Source organism: Pseudomonas sp. 22085, assembly GCF_052045815.1.
GTDB classification, from domain to species: domain Bacteria; phylum Pseudomonadota; class Gammaproteobacteria; order Pseudomonadales; family Pseudomonadaceae; genus Aquipseudomonas; species Aquipseudomonas glycinae.
Genome location: NZ_JBQEQA010000003.1, coordinates 214849 through 231486, shown reverse-complemented (window position 1 = coordinate 231486; position 16638 = coordinate 214849). Strand labels below are relative to the sequence as shown.

Below are 16638 nucleotides of genomic sequence, written 5' to 3'. Positions count from 1 at the left end.
TGACAAACAGCCCGCAGGTTTAATCCAAAGCCCCATCGAGGGGGAAAAACGGTCGCCATTCTGACCGATCGGTCGAGTTGGCGTTACCGGGCCCGCACATTTGCGGAGCGCAAGTGGGTGGAAAATACCCACTCCAGTGCAAAACCGCCCGCCTGAAACGCCCGAGCTAGAGCCTCCCGAGCGAACAATCAATTCTGTTGATTATTACCATTGTGTTTATGAACTTTTATATCGACTTATCGAGAGTAGCATTGCCCTCGTACCCACTTTATCGCCCTCCCAAGGAGCAACCCATCATGAAACGCCAACTTCTGTTCAGTCTTACCCTCTCGATGCTGGCCAGCACCGCTTTCGCCCTGCCAGCTGCCGATCAAGCAACTCCGCAAGTCAAAACCAGCCACTCGGTGTTCAGCCAGACTGTTGCCGCTGATGGCTCGGACCGCACTCCACAAGGCCAGACCCTGGCTGAAAACGGTCGTAACCGCCTGGAAGAAAAAGGTCTGGTTCAAGATGGCTATGACAAAACCCCACAAGGTCAAACCGTAGCTGAAGGCGGCCGTGATCGTCTGGAAGAGAAAGGTCTGGTTCAAGACGGTTCGGATCGCACCCCACAGGGCCAAACCCTGGCATCTGACGGTGGCGACCGTACCCCACAAGGCCAGACTCTGGCTTCTGACGGCGGCGACCGTACCCCACAAGGTCAAACGCTGGCCGAAGGTGGTGGTGACCGTGTAATCGAACGCAACAGCGCTTTGAGCTAAGCCCATGGTGGCCTGGAAAAAAAGCCCAATCCCCGGATTGGGCTTTTGACTTTTCAGAAGCGGTATAAAGAAGTCGCGATTTCCCTGCTCCATCTCCCCCGCTGCCGTTCGACGCCGACAAAGCCGATTTGCTAGAGTGCGGCGCTTGTCTTGCCTAAGAACACACCCTTGCGATGCTGCCCCGCGCCGAACAGAAACAACAGACCCGCAACGCCCTGATGGACGCTGCCCGCCACTTGATGGAAAGCGGCCGAGGATTCGGCAGCCTGAGCCTGCGTGAAGTGACGAAAACCGCCGGCATCGTGCCCACCGGTTTCTACCGGCATTTCGCCGACATGGACGAACTCGGCCTGGTGCTGGTCAGCGAAGTCGGCCAGACCTTCCGCGAAACCATCCGCCTGGTGCGCCACAACGAATTCGTCATGGGCGGCATCATTGATGCGTCGGTGCGGATTTTTCTCGACGTGGTCAGCGCCAACCGTTCGCAATTCCTGTTTCTGGCCCGCGAGCAGTACGGCGGATCGCTATCGGTGCGTCAGGCCATTGGCCGTTTGCGGGAGGACATCAGCTCCGACCTGGCGGCGGATCTGGCCTTGATGCCCAAGCTCCAGCACCTCAATCGCGAAGGCCTGAGCGTGATGGCCGACCTGATCGTCAAATCGGTGTTCGCCACCCTGCCGGACATCATCGACCCGCCCGCCGAAGCTCTGCCGGAGCATCTGACGCCCCAGGCGAAGATCACCCAGCAGTTGCGCTTCATCTTTATCGGGTTGAAGCACTGGCAAGGACTTGGCAGTACCGAATAATTCCTCTCCAGCTCCCACACTGGCTCCTGTTTGGTGCGTGTAAAAAACTTCATGCACCAAAACACTCCACAATCCTGCAACATCTTGAAACATCCACTAGGCTCCGACAGGGTTTTCCTACGCTTCGTCCGATTGGCAAGCCCCTTGCTCTAGCCTGAGCATTGTCCACTGCTGGAAGCTTTCCGATGCTGGTGATTCATCGCAGAATCGACCCCAAACCCGTCTGGGCCGCCGAGTTGCACCTGACCTTCGAAGCCAGGAGCAAAAGCCGCCTGCGCTGTTTCAGTGCCGAAGGCGAGGACGTCGGGCTGTTTCTGGAGCGCGGCCAGCCGCCGCTGTATGACGGTGAGTGCCTGCAAGCCGAAGATGGCCGGATCGTCCGGGTCTGCGCCCGCCCCGAGCAATTGCTGCACGTCACCTGCGCCAATGCTTTCGAACTGACCCGCGCCGCCTATCACCTAGGCAATCGCCATGTGGCGCTGCAAGTCGGTGACGGCTGGCTGCGGCTGCTCGACGATTACGTGCTCAAGGCGATGCTTGAACAACTCGGCGCGCAGGTCGAATCGATCGAAGCCCCGTTCCAGCCGGAACACGGTGCCTACGGTGGCGGCCATCATCATTCGCGGCACGGTGACGAAGACTTCAACTACGCGCCGAAACTCCATCAGTTCGGCGTCCGTTTGTGAACCCGGCCTGGGCGCTGCTGCGCCTGGCCAGTCCGCAACTGCCGATTGGCGGCTACAGCTACTCCCAGGGTCTGGAAATGGCTGTGGATAACGGCCGCGTCGACAGCCCGGACAGCGCCCGCCGCTGGATCAGCGATCAATTGCTGCTCAACCTTGCGCGGTTTGAAGCCCCCATGCTGCTCGCCCATTGCCAGGCCGCAGCGGACGAAAATTGGGATGAGCTGCTGCGTGTCTGCGAAAGCCATCGGGCCAGCCGCGAAACCCGCGAGCTGCATCTGGAGAGCCGGCAGATGGGCTACTCGTTGCAGCAATTGCTCAACGGCTTGCCCGAACTCGATCAGGCCGCGCGGGACTTTCTCGAACACTGTGCCGAGCCGCACCTGGCCCTGTGCTGGGCACTGGCTGCGCGCGCCTGGCAGATCAGCCCGCAGGACGCCCTCGCCGCGTGGCTGTGGAGCTGGCTGGAAAACCAGCTCGCGGTGCTGATGAAAACCCTGCCGCTGGGCCAGCAAGCCGCTCAGCGCCTGACCAGCGAACTGCTGCCGCTGCTGCAACAGGCCCAGCAGGACGCCACCCGAATCAATCCCGAACACCTCGGCAGCGCCGCGTTCGGTCTGTCCCTGGCGTGCATGGCCCATGAGCGCCAGTACAGCCGCCTGTTCCGTTCCTAGGGCCTTTTATCAGGAGAATCACATGAACACACAACCCCTGCGCGTCGGCATCGGCGGCCCGGTCGGTTCCGGCAAGACCGCGTTGACCCTGGCCCTGTGCCTGGCCCTGCGCGAGCGCTACAACCTGGCCGTAGTCACCAACGACATCTACACCCGCGAAGACGCCGACTTCCTGGTGCGCAACGAAGCGCTGGCGCCGGAACGCATCATCGGCGTGGAAACCGGTGGCTGCCCGCACACCGCGATCCGCGAAGACGCCTCGATCAACCTCGAAGCAGTGGATCAGCTGAACCGGCGTTTTCCGGGGCTGGACCTGATTCTGGTGGAGTCCGGCGGCGACAACCTGTCCGCGACCTTCAGCCCGGAACTGTCTGACCTGACCATCTACGTGATCGACGTGTCGGCCGGCGACAAACTCCCACGCAAGGGCGGGCCCGGCATTTGCAAATCCGACCTGCTGGTGATCAACAAGATCGACCTCGCGCCGCTGGTCGGCGCCTCGCTGGAGATGATGAACAGCGACACCCAACGCATGCGCAACGGCAAGCCGTTCGTGTTCAGCAACCAGAAAACCGGGCAGGGCCTGGAAGACATCATCGCCTTCATCGAACGCCAGGGTCTGCTGACTGCAGCCTGATTCACTGATCAACAAGGAAGCTTATCCATGACACTCAAACGCATTCTCGGCGCCGTCGCACTGCTGTTGACCCCGGCCCTGGCCTTCGCTCACCCCGGCCACGGCGACTCTGGCCTGGTGGCCGGCATCAGCCACCCGATCGGTGGCCTCGACCATTTGCTGGCGATGGTGGCCGTCGGTCTGTGGGCCGCGCAGCAGCAAGGCGCCGCGCGCTGGGCGCTGCCGTGCACCTTTGTCGGCACCATGCTGATCGGCGGTTTGCTCGGCTTTGAAGGGCTGGAGCTGCCGGCGCTGGAAAGCGGGATTGCCGCCTCGGTGCTGGCGCTGGGTCTGGCGGTGGCGCTGGCCGTGCGTCCGCCACTGGTGATGGCGGTGGCGGCGACGGCGCTGTTTGCATTGTTCCACGGCGTGGCTCACGGCCTCGAGTTGCCGGACATGTCGAGCCCTTGGGCGTATGCCGCAGGGTTCGTGGTCGCGACGGCTGCGCTGCATGCGGCGGGTTATGCGGTCGTGCGTTTTCTGCCTCAGGCGGCCGCGCCGCTGGTTCGACTGGCCGGAGCGGCTTCGGCAGTGACCGGCGCGTGGTTGCTGGCCGGCTGAACTGCACCTCTGATCGTTCCCGCGCATGGCGCGGGAACGATCGATCGCCACTCTCTGCTACCATGTCGCGCAATCGCCCCTGCCGTGACGACGTCCGCCCATGCCCCACGCTTCCCGCTCCACCTCCCTGCCTGAACTGACCGCCCTGTTCGGCGAAGTGCAACAGCACTTTCTGAACGTGATCGTGCCCCTCTGGCAAGGACCGGGCTGGAACGCCGACATGGCGTTGCCTTATGAGGCGCTGGACGCCGCGCATCAGCCGCTGCCACCGCAGCGCTACCGGGCGATGGCCTGCGCACGGCAGCTGTACCTGTTTTCCAGCCTGATCGGGGTTGTGGATAACGCCGAAGTTCGCGCGGCTGCGTTGTTCCGCTCCCTGCAACGGCACTTCCACGATGCCGAGCACGGCGGCTGGTTCTACAGCATCGATCCACAGGGCAAACCGCTGGATCAGCGCAAGGACCTCTACACCCACGCCTTCATCCTGTTTGCCTGCGCCCACTACTGGGAAAAATCCCGCGAGCCCCTGGTCGAGTCGACCTTGAACGCCGCGCTGGAAGTCATCGGCCGGCGTTTCGCCACTGGCGACGGCCTCTACGAAGCCTGCCTCGACCGCGACTGGATCACCCTGCAAACCGGCCCGCTGCAAAACCCGCTGATGCACCTGGCCGAAGCGTTCCTGGCCACTCTGGCGGTGCGCGAAGATGCACAGGTCAAGCAAGCGCTGAGCGAGTTATGCACAGCCATGCACAAGCGCTTCGTCGATCCTCAGGCCGGTGTGCTGATGGAGAAACCGCTGGGGGCTGTGGATAACTGGTATGAGCCGGGCCACCAGTTCGAGTGGTATTTCCTGCTGGAATCCTCGCCTCTGCTCCGCGGTTCGAAACTGCATGCCGCCCTGGACCGGGCCTTCGCGTTCACCGAGCAGTACGGCGTGATGCAACCGTCCGGTGCAGTGCGGGCCATGCTCGATCTGGATATGGACGGACGCCCGAAGGATTCAACCCAGCGCATCTGGGCCCAGGCCGAATACCTGCGCGCCCTGACCTTGCGTCCGGACAGTGAAAGCGCGGTGCTGCGCCAGTTGCAGGCGTTGCAACAGCGCTTCCTGCATGCCGGCGGCTGGCACGAGTGCCGTGACGATCAGGGCGAGGTCAGCCGCAAGGACATGCCGTCGACCACGCCGTATCACCTGGCGACCTGCTATCGTGGCCTCGCCGACTATCTGAGCTGACGTCGTGGCGAGCTCGCGCGCTCGCACAAGTCAGGCAATCCACTTCCTGTCGGCAGTGAAGCTGATGGTCAGCCAGCGCGCCGCGTCCGGTTTGCCCAGCTTCGCGGAAATCTCCTCACGCAGCACATCCAGCTGACCGACGCTCTGCAGCCGGTAGTTCGCCGGCAACACCACATGAATCTCAATGAACCGCGCCCGCCCGTGCTTCTGCACATAGGACACGTAGTCGTCGAAACCATGCTCGGCCTTCGCGGCGTCCATTACCTCGCGCACTTGCTCATCCAGCGTGTCCGGCGCAATGCCGAGCACGTCCTGCAGCGCCGGGCCGAGGATTTTGAACGCCGGTGGCAGCATGGTCAGGGCCAGCACGATGAGAATCAGCGGATCGACGAACTTCGCCCACTCGCCATAGCCCTGGGACTTGAGCAGCAACGCCGCGAGGAAACTGATCAACAGGCCCACGGACAGCATCGCGTCCACCAGCCAACTGATGTTGTCGAACTGGATCAGGCTCGACTTGAGCGTGCGATTGCGGTGCCGGACGTAGAAGAAGTAGGCGAACTCGACAACGGTGAACACCGCCGCGTAGATGATCACCAGCCCCAGTTCGATCTCACGACCGCCATTGATGATGCCGAACACACCGTTGAGAAACGCGTAGATCGCGATCAGCAGCAGGAAACTGCCCTCGATCAGCAGCACCATCGGCTCCAGGTGCCAGAAACCGAACTGGAAGCGCTGGTTGCTTTGCTTGGCGATCAGCTTCGCGGTGATCAGCATCAGGACTTTGATGAAGGTCGCGATCAGCGAAAAAAAGCCATCGAACAGGATGGACTGGGAACCCGAAACAAAACCGGTGGCGATCCCGGCGATCGACACGGCAAACATCAGGAGGGTCGATTGTTTGAGCAGCGACTGCTCACCTCGGTTACTCACTTTGACTCCTCGAAAAACCTTGAAAACCGCAGGGTGCGGTGGGGTTGTTGAGGAGTGAGTCTACCCCATGCGGGGATTTTGCCTGTTACGGCCCCATCGCGGGCAAGCCCGCTCCCACAGGTTTATCGGTGGACCGAAATCTTGGGACCGCCTCGATACCTGTGGGAGCTGGCTTGCCAGCGATTAGCCGTTACGCGGTGTCAGGCCTTGTTGCGCTCGATGGCAAAACCGGCCCAGGTCTGGCTCACCGGCATCAGTTCCAGGCTGTTGATGTTGATGTGCGCCGGCGCGTTCAGCACCCAGAAGATGGTCTCGGCGATGTCCTGCGGCTGGATCGGCTCGGCACCGGCGTAAGTCGCGTCGTAACGCGCCTGATCGCCGGCGAAACGCACCAGCGAGAACTCGCTCTCGCACAGGCCCGGCTCGATGTTGCTGACGCGCACGCCAGTGCCCTGCAGGTCGCAGCGCAGGTTCAGCGAGAACTGTTTGACGAACGCCTTGGTCGCGCCGTAAACGTGGCTGCCCGGGTACGGATAGTTACCGGCGATGGAACCGAGGTTGATGATACCGGCGCCGCGACCGTGGGCGATCAGGCGCGGCAGCAACAGGCGAGTGCTATACATCAGGCCTTTGACGTTGGTGTCGACCATGGTGTCCCAATCATCGAGGTCGCACTTCGGTGCAGGGTCCACGCCCAGCGCCAGGCCGGCGTTGTTGATCAGGCCGCGCAACTTGGCGAACGATGGCGGCAGGTTGGCAATCGCCTCTTCCATCGCCTTGCGATCACGCACGTCCAGCACCAGACCATGCACTTCGGTCTGCTTCGACAGCTCGGCGCACAGCGCGTTGAGGCGGTCGCCACGACGACCGGTCAGCACCAGTTTCCAACCGGCCTCGGCAAAACGACGGGCACAGGCTTCACCAAAACCGGAGGTCGCGCCGGTGATAAACAGGGTGTTGGACATCGTGTTCTCCTTGCTTCGGCCGCCGGGGCAGCCCTTGGAATAGAAAATCAGCGGGCAGCATGCCCGGCCCCGCTTTAACCGGCAACCACCGGATCCTGTTCATTAATTGATCAATCTCCGCTAGGCCATACGCGCTGAGGCCTGTAGCCATATGCACGCACGTTATCCACAAGCCCTTCCACAGTTTCCGGGGGCAAGTGGTTAAGCGCAAAGCCGCGCCACACAAGGCTTTGCGGGCGATTTGCAAAGTTTTTTGCTTGACCCTGAACAACCAGTTGTGCCGGGCAGGGCATTTTGCACGACCGGCCGGTCATGGCCATGATTGCGCGAGGCCAGCAATTACGGCCCTTAGCCGAGTCTTTCCAGAGTTTAATCACAGACTTATCCACAGGATTGACCACAGCCATCCGCGCGGTTTTGCGCCCCCATAAAAAGGTTGACAAACGGGCCTTACCCTCAGCGAAAACACACTGATCAAAAAACAACCACAGCGCTGCACGCCACGGTTTAAAAGGCTTTCAGCCAGCTACACCCACGTTATTCACAGCCAGCTCCACAGCAAACGGGGACAAGTCAAAACTGTGGAAAAACAGCCATTTGCAGCGTCTATATGTCGCGCTTTGGCAGGTTGAGGATTTTGTTTTCCACAATTTCCCGAAAGTCCTGGTTTTCAGTGAACGAGCAGAAGCAAAAAAGCCCCGACACTCACGCATCGGGGCTTGTGGACAACTTCAAACGATCAGTGACCGCCGAGGTAAGCGTTACGCACCTCCTCGTTCACCAACAGTTCCTGACCGGTGCCCGTCAGGCGGATCTCGCCGTTGACCATCACGTACGCCCGGTCGGACAGTTTCAACGCATGGTTGGCATTCTGCTCGACGAGGAAAATGGTCATGCCGGTTTTCGCCAGTTCCCGCAGGGTGGCGAAGATCTGTTTCACCACGATCGGCGCCAGACCCAGACTCGGTTCGTCCAACAGCAACAGCTTGGGCCGGCTCATGAGCGCCCGGGCGATGGCGAGCATCTGCTGCTCGCCCCCGGACATGGTCATGGCCCGCTGATTACGGCGCTCTTCGAGCCGCGGGAACAGCTCGAACATGCGCTGCATGTCTTCCTTGGCGTACTTGTCGCCGATCGGAATGGTGCCCATCAGCAGGTTTTCCTCGACGGTCATGTCGGGGAACACCCGCCGCCCTTCCGGCGACTGCGCGATGCCGTTAGAGGCGATGTAGTGCGATGACTTGTGGGTAATGTCCACGCCTTGATAGAGAATCTGCCCGCCCGCCGCCCGTGGCTGGCCGAAGATCGACATCAACAGGGTGGATTTGCCGGCACCGTTGGAGCCGATCAGGCTGACGGTTTCTCCTTCGTTGATCTGCAGCGAAACGCCTTTGAGGGCCTGGATCGGGCCGTAGAACACGTCCAGATCCTTGAGTTCGAGGATGGGTTGCGTCATACGACTTCCTCTTCGTCGGCGCCCAGGTAGGCAGCGATCACTTTCGGATCGTTACGGATGGCATCCGGTCCGCCTTCGGCGATGACGATGCCGTGGTCCAGCACCACGATGTGATCGGAAATGCTCATTACCATGCCCATGTCGTGTTCGATCAGCACCACGGTCAGATCGTGCTCGTCGCGCAGCAGCCGGATCATCGCGCTCAGCGCTTCGGTTTCCTGAGGGTTGAGGCCGGCGGCCGGTTCGTCGAGGCAGATGATCTGCGGCCGCGTGCACATGGCCCGGGCGATCTCCAGACGACGCTGCTGGCCGTAGGACAGTTCACCGGCCAGACGGTTGGCGCAGTCCACCAGATCCACCACTTCCAGCCAGTAGAACGCGCAGTCCAGCGCGTCGCTTTCAGCCTTGCGGTAACCCTTGGTGTTAAGGATGCCGGCCAGCATGTTGCGGTTGACCCACATGTGCTGGGCCACCAGCAGGTTTTCCAGCACCGACATTTCCTTGAACAGGCGAATGTTCTGGAACGTCCGGGCCAGGCCTGCGCGGTTCACCAGATGGGTGCCGCCGAACATCTTGTAGTACATACGACTGAGGAACGACTTCGGCGAAACGAAATCGGTCGGTTTGAACGACTCGCCCAGCAGCTGGATGACGTTGGTCTGCCGGCCGCGCACGTTGAGTTCGATCTTGCCGCCGGAGGCCTTGTAGAACCCGGTCAGGCAGTTGAACACCGTGGTCTTGCCGGCGCCGTTGGGGCCGATCAGGGCGAAGATCGAGTTGCGCTTGACCTTCAGGCTGACATCGCTCAAGGCCTTGATGCCACCGAAGTGCATCATCAGTTTTTCAACAGAGAGTACGACTTCACTCATGGCGCAGTCCTCTCATAGTGAATGGCACCTTTGCGTGGAGTGACCCCGGTACGGCTGATGCGGATCAGCCCGCGAGGTCGCCAGATCATCATCAACACCATCAGGATGCCGAACAGCAGCACGCGGTATTCGGCGAAGCCGCGCAGCAGTTCCGGGGCGACGGTCAGCACGAACGCTGCGATCACCACACCGATGGTCGAGCCCATACCGCCGAGTACCACGATGGCGAGGATCAGCGCCGACTCGAAGAAGGTGAACGAGGTCGGGTTGACGAAGCCTTGATAGGTGGCGAAGAACACACCCGCCAGACCTGCCGTGGACGCACCGATGGTGAACGCCGAGAGCTTGACCAGCACGTGGTTGAGGCCCATCGAGCGGCAGGCGATCTCGTCTTCACGCAGGGCTTCCCAAGCGCGGCCGACCGGCATCTTCACCAGGCGATGCTTGATGTACAGCACGGCCAGCACCACCAGGAACAGCACCGCATAAATGAAGTAGTACTTCACGTCCGGGTTGTAGGCGATGCCGAAGAACTCGTGGAACGGCACCCCGCCATCCTTCGCCCGCTTGCCGAATTCCAGACCGAAGAAGGTCGGCAGTGGCGCCGGCATGCCATTCGGGCCGCCGGTCAGGGACAGCCAGTTGTTGAGCACCAGACGGATGATTTCACCGAAGCCCAGGGTCACGATCGCCAGGTAGTCGCCGTGCAGGCGCAGCACCGGGAAACCGAGGATGCAACCGGCAAGGCCGGCGGTGATCGCCGCCAGCGGCAGCACGGTCCAGAAGCCCAGCCCGAGGTACTGATACCCGAGCGCCAGACCGTAGGCACCGATGGCGTAGAACGCCACGTAACCCAGGTCGAGCAGGCCGGCCAGACCCACCACGATGTTCAGTCCCAGCCCCAGCAGCACGTAGATCAGTCCGAGGATGACCACACCCAGCAGATAGGAGTTGGAGAAGAACGGCAACGCTACGGCGATGGCGATCATCAGCGGGATGATCCAGCGCAGGCGCGATTTGTAGTCCGGGGGCAGCACATGCACGCCAGAACCGGTGCTCTCGAATCCGTCGAGAATGCGCAGGCCTTTCGGGGTTTGCAGGAACAGACTGAGGGCAAAGCGACCGGCCATGACGATGGCGATGATCCATGCCACGCGGGTCGGTTCGAGGTTGAAGCTGTAGCCGTCGAGTACCACGCCGACGATCGGCCCGAACACGATCAGGGCGATCAGACCGGCGAGAATCGCCTCAACCAGGCTTTTTTTGACATCGATGGATTTTGCAGTGGTTGAAGACATCGCTTACACCTTCGACACAAGAGGACGGCCCAGCAGGCCCTGAGGCCGGAAGACCAGAACAAGTACGAGCAGCGAGAAGCTGAACACGTCTTTGTAGTCGGAGTTGACCAGGCCCGAGAACAGCGACTCGGAGATCCCGAGGATGATCCCGCCGAGCATGGCGCCAGGCAGCGAACCGATCCCGCCCAGTACTGCCGCAGTAAATGCCTTGATGCCGATGATGAAGCCGGCATAGAAGTCGAAGGTGCCGTAGTTCATGGTGATCAGCACGCCGGCCAACGCCGCCATGGCCGCACCGATGATGAACACGTAGGAAATGACCCGGTCGGTGTTGATGCCGAGGATCGAAGCCATTTTGCGGTCCTGCTGGGTCGCACGGCACATGCGCCCGAGCTTGGTGTACTTGATGACATAGGTCAGCAGGCCCATGCCGACGAATGCGGCCACCAGGATGAAGACTTTGGTGTAGGTCAGCTGCACGAAGCCGGTACCGACTTCGACACGCCATGCACCGGTCAGCAGCGTGGGTACGCCCTGTTGTTTGGCGCCTTGGGCGATCTGTGCGTAGTTTTGCAGAATCAGGGAGATGCCGATGGCGCTGATCAACGGTGCCAGTCGGGTGGAGTTGCGCAGGGGTTTGTAAGCGACTCGCTCGATGACCCAGCCATACACCGCCGTGATCACGATGGTGAATACCAGGGTGCCGAGCATCAGCAGCGGGAAGGATTCAATACCGAAGTAAGCCAGCAGAGCCAGACTGATTGCCGCCAGGTAAGCAGAAATCATGTAAACCTCGCCGTGGGCGAAGTTGATCATGCCGATGATGCCGTAGACCATTGTGTAGCCGATGGCGATCAGGCCATAGACCGACCCGAGGGTCAGGCCGTTGACCAGTTGCTGCAGGAAAATACCATCCATAACGCAATCTCACGCAGTGAGAACCTGCACACCCTGAGGCGCGCGGTTCTTCTAGGAAAAATACAGATTTACGTCGGAGCAATGTCAGACAGGAAACCGCAGCCCCCTTGTGGGAGCTGGCTCGCCAGCGATAGCGGTAGAACATTCAACAAAGTTGTCGACTGTCAGGCCGTCATCGCGGGCAAGCCCGCTCCCACAGGGAATGTGGCGTCCGGTTGATCAGGTGCCGTTATTTCTGTTTTTCCAGCTGGTGATATTTGCCGTCCTTGTCCCACTGGTAGACCACGTAGTCGGAGACCTTCAGGTCGCCTTTGGAATCCCAGGTCTTCTCGCCCATGACGGTCTTGACCGGGTTCTTCTTCAGCCAGGCAGCGGCCTCCTCGCCCTTGTTCGACTTGGCGCCGTTGAAGGCGGCGGCCAGGGTCTGAACCGATGCATAGGCGTACAGGGTGTAGCCTTCAGGCTCGGTGCCAGCCTTGCGGAATGCATCTACCACGGTCTTGCTGTCGGGCAGCAGGCGTGGGTCGGCACCGAAGGTCATCAGCACGCCGTCGACGAATTGCGGGCCACCGGCGGTGGTCACCAGTTCGTCGGTCACGATACCGTCATCGGACATGAACTTGACGTCTTTCAGGCCTTGTTCACGCAGTTGGCGAACCAGCGGGCCGGCTTCCGGGTGCAGGCCACCGAAGTAGACGACATCGGCACCGGCGCCACGGATCTTGGTGACGATTGTGCTGAAGTCTTTCTCGCCACGGGTCAGGCCTTCGTACAGCACCGGCTTAACGCCGCGTTTTTCCAGTTGTGCCTTGGTCGCATCGGCCAGGCCCTGACCGTAGGTGTCCTTGTCGTGCAGCACGACGACTTTCTTGCCCTTGAGCACGTCGACGATGTAATCGCCGGCAACGATGCCCTGCTGGTCGTCACGGCCGCACATACGGAACATGGCGCTCAGGCCGCGCTCGGTCACTTGCGGATTGGTGGAACCCGGGGTGATGGCGATGATGCCGGCTTCGTCGTAGATCTCCGACGCAGGAATGGTCGAGGACGAGCAGAAGTGGCCGACCACACCGGCGACTTTCTGGTTGGTGAGGTCCTTGGCGACCGTCACCGCCTGTTTCGGCTCGCAAGCGTCATCGCCCTTGACCAGGACGATTTTCTCCCCGTTGACGCCGCCCGCCGCGTTGACCGCGTCGGCCGCCGCTTGTGCCCCTTTCATGTATTGCTCGCCAAATGCCGCGTTGGCGCCCGTCATCGGACCCGCCACACCGATTTTCACATCAGCTTGTGCAAACGCAGAAACACCCAGCGCAGTAGCCACTGCGAGGGCCAGAAAGCCTTTCTTGTAAAACGTCTGGGACATGAGGTGGTGCTCCAAGGTTTTTTTTAGTTGGCACTGCGACTTCACTTGAATGCTCAGAGCAAGGGCCGTGCCATCGGTTTTTTATTCTTCAAAAAGTCGCTGCTTTCTTGTTATTTCGACTGTTTCGTTCCCATTTTCATTGGGCGTGCAACCGTCTAAACCGCGGAAGGTGAAACCAATTATTTTTTCAGGCGCAACCCGCACGCGCCATCATTGCAACCGCGGCGCCAAACGACGTGCAACCAGCCTGTAACAGCCCGCGTCACCGAACTGCACACTGCTGGTGCGGGACTGCTACAACCCGCACCATTACAGGCTAGTCGCTACATCGAAAAGCGCCGCTTCCGGCAACATATTTCAATACTCAAATGACGATCCGCAGGCACTGGCCCGCGTGATACAGCGAGAACCCGGCCTCGTACAGGCAACTGCGCAAGCCCACCCCCGCCAGCGGCTGCATCGGTGCGAACGGAATCGGCAATGCCTGAGGATTTCCGTTACACAGGTAATCGGCGAAGGCCTTGCCGACCACAGTGCCGGTAGTCACGCCACGGCCGTTGTAACCGGTGACGGCCACCAGTCCCGGCGCGGGCTCGAACAGGCGCATCAAATGATCAGGGGTAAACGCGATGCGCCCGGTCCAGGTGCATTCCCATTCCACAGGCTTGAGATTGGGGAAGTAATGCTGCTGCACCCGGTCGGCCCAGGCCTTGAGGAACCAGGTCGGTTTCTGATTGCCGTTGCCGAGGCTGCCCAGCAACAGACGCCCGTCCTTGTCGCGGCGGATGCTGCTCAGCACCTGGCGGGTATCCCAAGAGCCCTGCCCGCCCGGGAGGATTTCCTGAGCGGCGTCTTCGGTGAGCGGCACCGAAGCGACCTGATAGTAGTAACCGGGGAAGAAATTGCGCTTGAGTTCGGTCCAGTCGCCTTCGGTGTAGGCGTTGGAAGCGATAACCACCTGTTCGGCGAGCACCGAACCCTGCTCGGTCTGCACCGACCATTTCGGCCCCTGGCGTTCAAGACGCGCGACCGGCGAGTGATCGAACATCTGCCCGCCAAGGCGCATTACAGCGTTGGCCAGCCCGGTGACATACGCCATCGGATTGAGCGTACCGGCGCGCCGGTCGAGCAACGCGGCGGCGATCTTCTGTGTGCCCGTCGCCTGTTCACAGGCCTTGCCGGTCAACAGTTCGACCGGTGCACCGCGGCGTTTCCACTGTTCTTCGCGACTGCGCAGATCCGCCTCACCCTTGGCGTTGTGCGCCATGTGCAGGGTGCCTTCGCGGCGCAACTGGCAATCGATGTTGTATTTATCCACAAGGCTGAACACCAGCGCCGGCGCCGCACCGAGCATGCGGTTGAGCTGGCTGCCGACCGCCTCGCCGAAGCCGGCTTCGATCTCGTCCGGCGGGATCCACATCCCGGCGTTGACCAGCCCGACGTTGCGCCCGGAGCCACCATGCCCGGCGCGATGGGCTTCGAGCACGCAGACACTTTTGCCTTTTTCCAACAGATGCAGCGCCGCCGACAACCCGGTGAACCCGGCGCCGATCACGCAGACATCGACTTTGACCTCGCCCCTGAGCGCCGTGTTATCCGGGCGTTGCGGCGTGAGTTTTTCCCACAGACATTCTTCGCGTAACGGCATTGCCAGACTCCAACAGAAACCTGCCAAACACACCTAAATGATCGTTCCCATGCTCTGCGTGGGAACGCAGTCAGGGACGCTCTGCGTCCCGAAAGCGAACGCGGAGCGTTCGGTGCAGCATTCCCACGCAGAGCGTGGGAACGATCAATAGCTTTTGAGAAAACTGTCAGTCGAAAGTAATGCCCTGCGCCAGCGGCAATTCCAGCGAGTAGTTCACGGTATTGGTCTGCCGACGCATATACGCGCGCCATGCATCCGAACCCGACTCACGACCGCCACCGGTTTCTTTCTCGCCACCGAACGCGCCGCCGATTTCCGCGCCGCTCGGGCCGATGTTGACGTTGGCGATGCCGCAGTCACTGCCGACCGCCGACATGAATTTCTCGGCCTCGCGCACATCGGTGGTGAAGATGCACGACGACAACCCTTGCGGCACGGCATTGTTCAGGCGCAGCGCCTCTTCAAAATCGCTGTAACCGACCACGTACAGGATCGGCGCGAAGGTCTCGCTGCACACCACGTCGCTCTGCTCCGGCATTTCAACGATGGCCGGCGACACGTAGTAGGCGTTAGGGAATTGATCTTCCAGTTGGCGCTTGCCGCCGAACACCCGACCGCCCTCGCTCAGCGCCTGCTCCAGCGCGTCCTGCATGTTTTCGAAGCTGTGTTTGTCGATCAGCGGGCCGATCAGGTTGCCCTCCAGTGGGTGACCGATACGGACTTTGGAGTACGCAGCTTTCAGGCGGGTGACGATTTCTTCTTTCACCGATTCATGGGCGATCAGGCGACGCAAGGTGGTGCAACGCTGGCCGGCGGTACCGACGGCGCTGAACAGAATGGCGCGCACGGCCATGTCCAGATCGGCGCTCGGGCCGAGGATCATCGCGTTGTTGCCGCCCAGTTCGAGGATGCTGCGGGCGAAGCGTGCGGCGACTTTCGGCGCCACTTCGCGGCCCATGCGGGTGCTGCCGGTGGCACTGATCAGCGCGACACGCGGGTCATCCACCAGCGCTTCGCCGGCATCACGACCACCGATGATCACCTGGCTCAGGTGCGCCGGGGCATCGCTGAAATTCTTCAGTACGCGCTCGAACAGCGCCTGACAGGCCAGCGCGGTCAGCGGGGTTTTCTCCGACGGTTTCCACACCACCGGGTTGCCGCAGACCAGCGCCAGCGTGGTGTTCCACGCCCACACCGCGACCGGGAAGTTGAACGCACTGATCACGCCGACCACGCCCAGCGGGTGCCAGGTTTCACGCATGTGGTGGCCCGGACGCTCGGAGGCGATGGTCAAACCGTACAGCTGGCGAGACAGACCGACGGCGAAATCGCAGATGTCGATCATCTCCTGCACTTCACCAAGGCCTTCCTGGGTGATCTTGCCCGCTTCCCAGGACACCAGTTCGCCGAGTTCGGTCTTGTATTCACGCAGCACTTCGCCGAACTGACGCACCAGCTCGCCGCGACGCGGGGCCGGCACCTTGCGCCATTGTTCGAACGCATGATCTGCGCGACTGATGTGCTGCTCGACTTCGGCCGGGCCTTCCCAGTTCACGGCGCCGATGCGGCTGCCGTCGATGGGCGAATGCACCGGCACTTTGCCGTTCTGGTACAGGGCCGGGTTCACACCTAGACGATCAAGCAATGCGGCAACCATGGGTCACTCCTCAAGCAAAAAACTGAATGTGTGCGGGCGCGTTTTCACGACCGGGCAGACCTTTAGTTGTAGCGTCAGGAAGGCTGGGCAACAAACGACCTTTACGCGAGATATCATTCCGTTTATTCATGCT

Annotated in this window: 16 protein-coding genes; 7 read left to right on the top strand and 9 right to left on the bottom strand. The window is 61.1% G+C overall.

Going from position 1 to position 16638, the window contains the following annotated elements; genetic code table 11:
- Window positions 1-296: 296 nt before the first annotated feature.
- The 7 genes from ACTJK7_RS04895 to ACTJK7_RS04865 all read left to right on the top strand — a co-directional run bounded on the left by ACTJK7_RS04895 (window position 297) and on the right by ACTJK7_RS04865 (window position 5395).
- Window positions 297-761: a hypothetical protein gene (locus tag ACTJK7_RS04895; protein WP_064379127.1), complete on the top strand. Its 465-nt coding sequence runs from the start codon at window positions 297-299 to the stop codon at window positions 759-761.
- 173 nt (window positions 762-934) lie between these two features.
- Window positions 935-1567 carry a TetR family transcriptional regulator gene (locus tag ACTJK7_RS04890; protein WP_108559349.1) on the top strand — a complete coding sequence of 211 codons (633 nt, stop codon included), beginning with the start codon at window positions 935-937 and terminating at the stop codon, window positions 1565-1567.
- 185 nt (window positions 1568-1752) lie between these two features.
- On the top strand, window positions 1753-2253 hold the full coding sequence (ureE, locus tag ACTJK7_RS04885) for an urease accessory protein UreE (protein WP_108559347.1): 501 nt from the start codon (window positions 1753-1755) through the stop codon (window positions 2251-2253).
- Complete coding sequence (locus ACTJK7_RS04880) at window positions 2250-2924, top strand: urease accessory protein UreF (RefSeq protein WP_108559345.1); 675 nt, start codon at window positions 2250-2252, stop codon at window positions 2922-2924. Before ureE ends, ACTJK7_RS04880 begins: the two co-directional genes overlap by 4 nt.
- Window positions 2925-2946: 22 nt before the next feature.
- Window positions 2947-3561 (top strand): urease accessory protein UreG, encoded by a 615-nt coding sequence (ureG, locus tag ACTJK7_RS04875; protein ID WP_007950645.1) that lies wholly within the window; start codon window positions 2947-2949, stop codon window positions 3559-3561.
- A 27-nt stretch (window positions 3562-3588) separates the two neighbouring features.
- Window positions 3589-4161 (top strand): HupE/UreJ family protein, encoded by a 573-nt coding sequence (locus tag ACTJK7_RS04870; RefSeq protein ID WP_064379124.1) that lies wholly within the window; start codon window positions 3589-3591, stop codon window positions 4159-4161.
- Between the two features lie 100 nt (window positions 4162-4261).
- Complete coding sequence (locus tag ACTJK7_RS04865; protein ID WP_108559343.1) at window positions 4262-5395, top strand: AGE family epimerase/isomerase; 1134 nt, start codon at window positions 4262-4264, stop codon at window positions 5393-5395.
- Between the two features lie 30 nt (window positions 5396-5425).
- On the opposite strand, the gene ACTJK7_RS04860 is transcribed toward ACTJK7_RS04865, so the two are convergent.
- The 9 genes from ACTJK7_RS04860 to amaB form a co-directional block, all read right to left on the bottom strand.
- Window positions 5426-6331, bottom strand: coding sequence for a cation diffusion facilitator family transporter (locus ACTJK7_RS04860; RefSeq protein WP_108559341.1), 906 nt, complete (start codon window positions 6329-6331; stop codon window positions 5426-5428).
- Window positions 6332-6531: 200 nt separating this feature from the next.
- Window positions 6532-7296, bottom strand: a complete 765-nt coding sequence (locus ACTJK7_RS04855) for an SDR family oxidoreductase (protein WP_108559339.1) — start codon at window positions 7294-7296, stop codon at window positions 6532-6534.
- Between the two features lie 739 nt (window positions 7297-8035).
- Window positions 8036-8752 (bottom strand): ABC transporter ATP-binding protein, encoded by a 717-nt coding sequence (locus ACTJK7_RS04850; RefSeq protein ID WP_011332208.1) that lies wholly within the window; start codon window positions 8750-8752, stop codon window positions 8036-8038.
- Window positions 8749-9621, bottom strand: a complete 873-nt coding sequence (locus ACTJK7_RS04845) for an ABC transporter ATP-binding protein (RefSeq protein ID WP_108559337.1) — start codon at window positions 9619-9621, stop codon at window positions 8749-8751. The genes ACTJK7_RS04850 and ACTJK7_RS04845 overlap by 4 nt, the downstream gene beginning before the upstream one ends.
- Entirely contained in the window at window positions 9618-10919 is a 1302-nt protein-coding gene (livM, locus tag ACTJK7_RS04840) for a high-affinity branched-chain amino acid ABC transporter permease LivM (protein ID WP_064379119.1), read from the bottom strand. The genes ACTJK7_RS04845 and livM overlap by 4 nt, the downstream gene beginning before the upstream one ends.
- Before the next feature lie 3 nt (window positions 10920-10922).
- Complete coding sequence (locus ACTJK7_RS04835) at window positions 10923-11837, bottom strand: ABC transporter permease subunit (protein ID WP_039766704.1); 915 nt, start codon at window positions 11835-11837, stop codon at window positions 10923-10925.
- Window positions 11838-12066: 229 nt separating this feature from the next.
- Window positions 12067-13200: an ABC transporter substrate-binding protein gene (locus ACTJK7_RS04830; RefSeq protein WP_039766703.1), complete on the bottom strand. Its 1134-nt coding sequence runs from the start codon at window positions 13198-13200 to the stop codon at window positions 12067-12069.
- A 364-nt stretch (window positions 13201-13564) separates the two neighbouring features.
- A complete protein-coding gene (amaA, locus tag ACTJK7_RS04825; protein ID WP_221615479.1) occupies window positions 13565-14848 on the bottom strand; it encodes an L-pipecolate oxidase in 1284 nt (427 codons plus the stop codon).
- Between the two features lie 166 nt (window positions 14849-15014).
- Window positions 15015-16505 (bottom strand): L-piperidine-6-carboxylate dehydrogenase, encoded by a 1491-nt coding sequence (gene amaB, locus ACTJK7_RS04820; protein WP_011332204.1) that lies wholly within the window; start codon window positions 16503-16505, stop codon window positions 15015-15017.
- Between the last annotated feature and the right edge of the window lie 133 nt (window positions 16506-16638).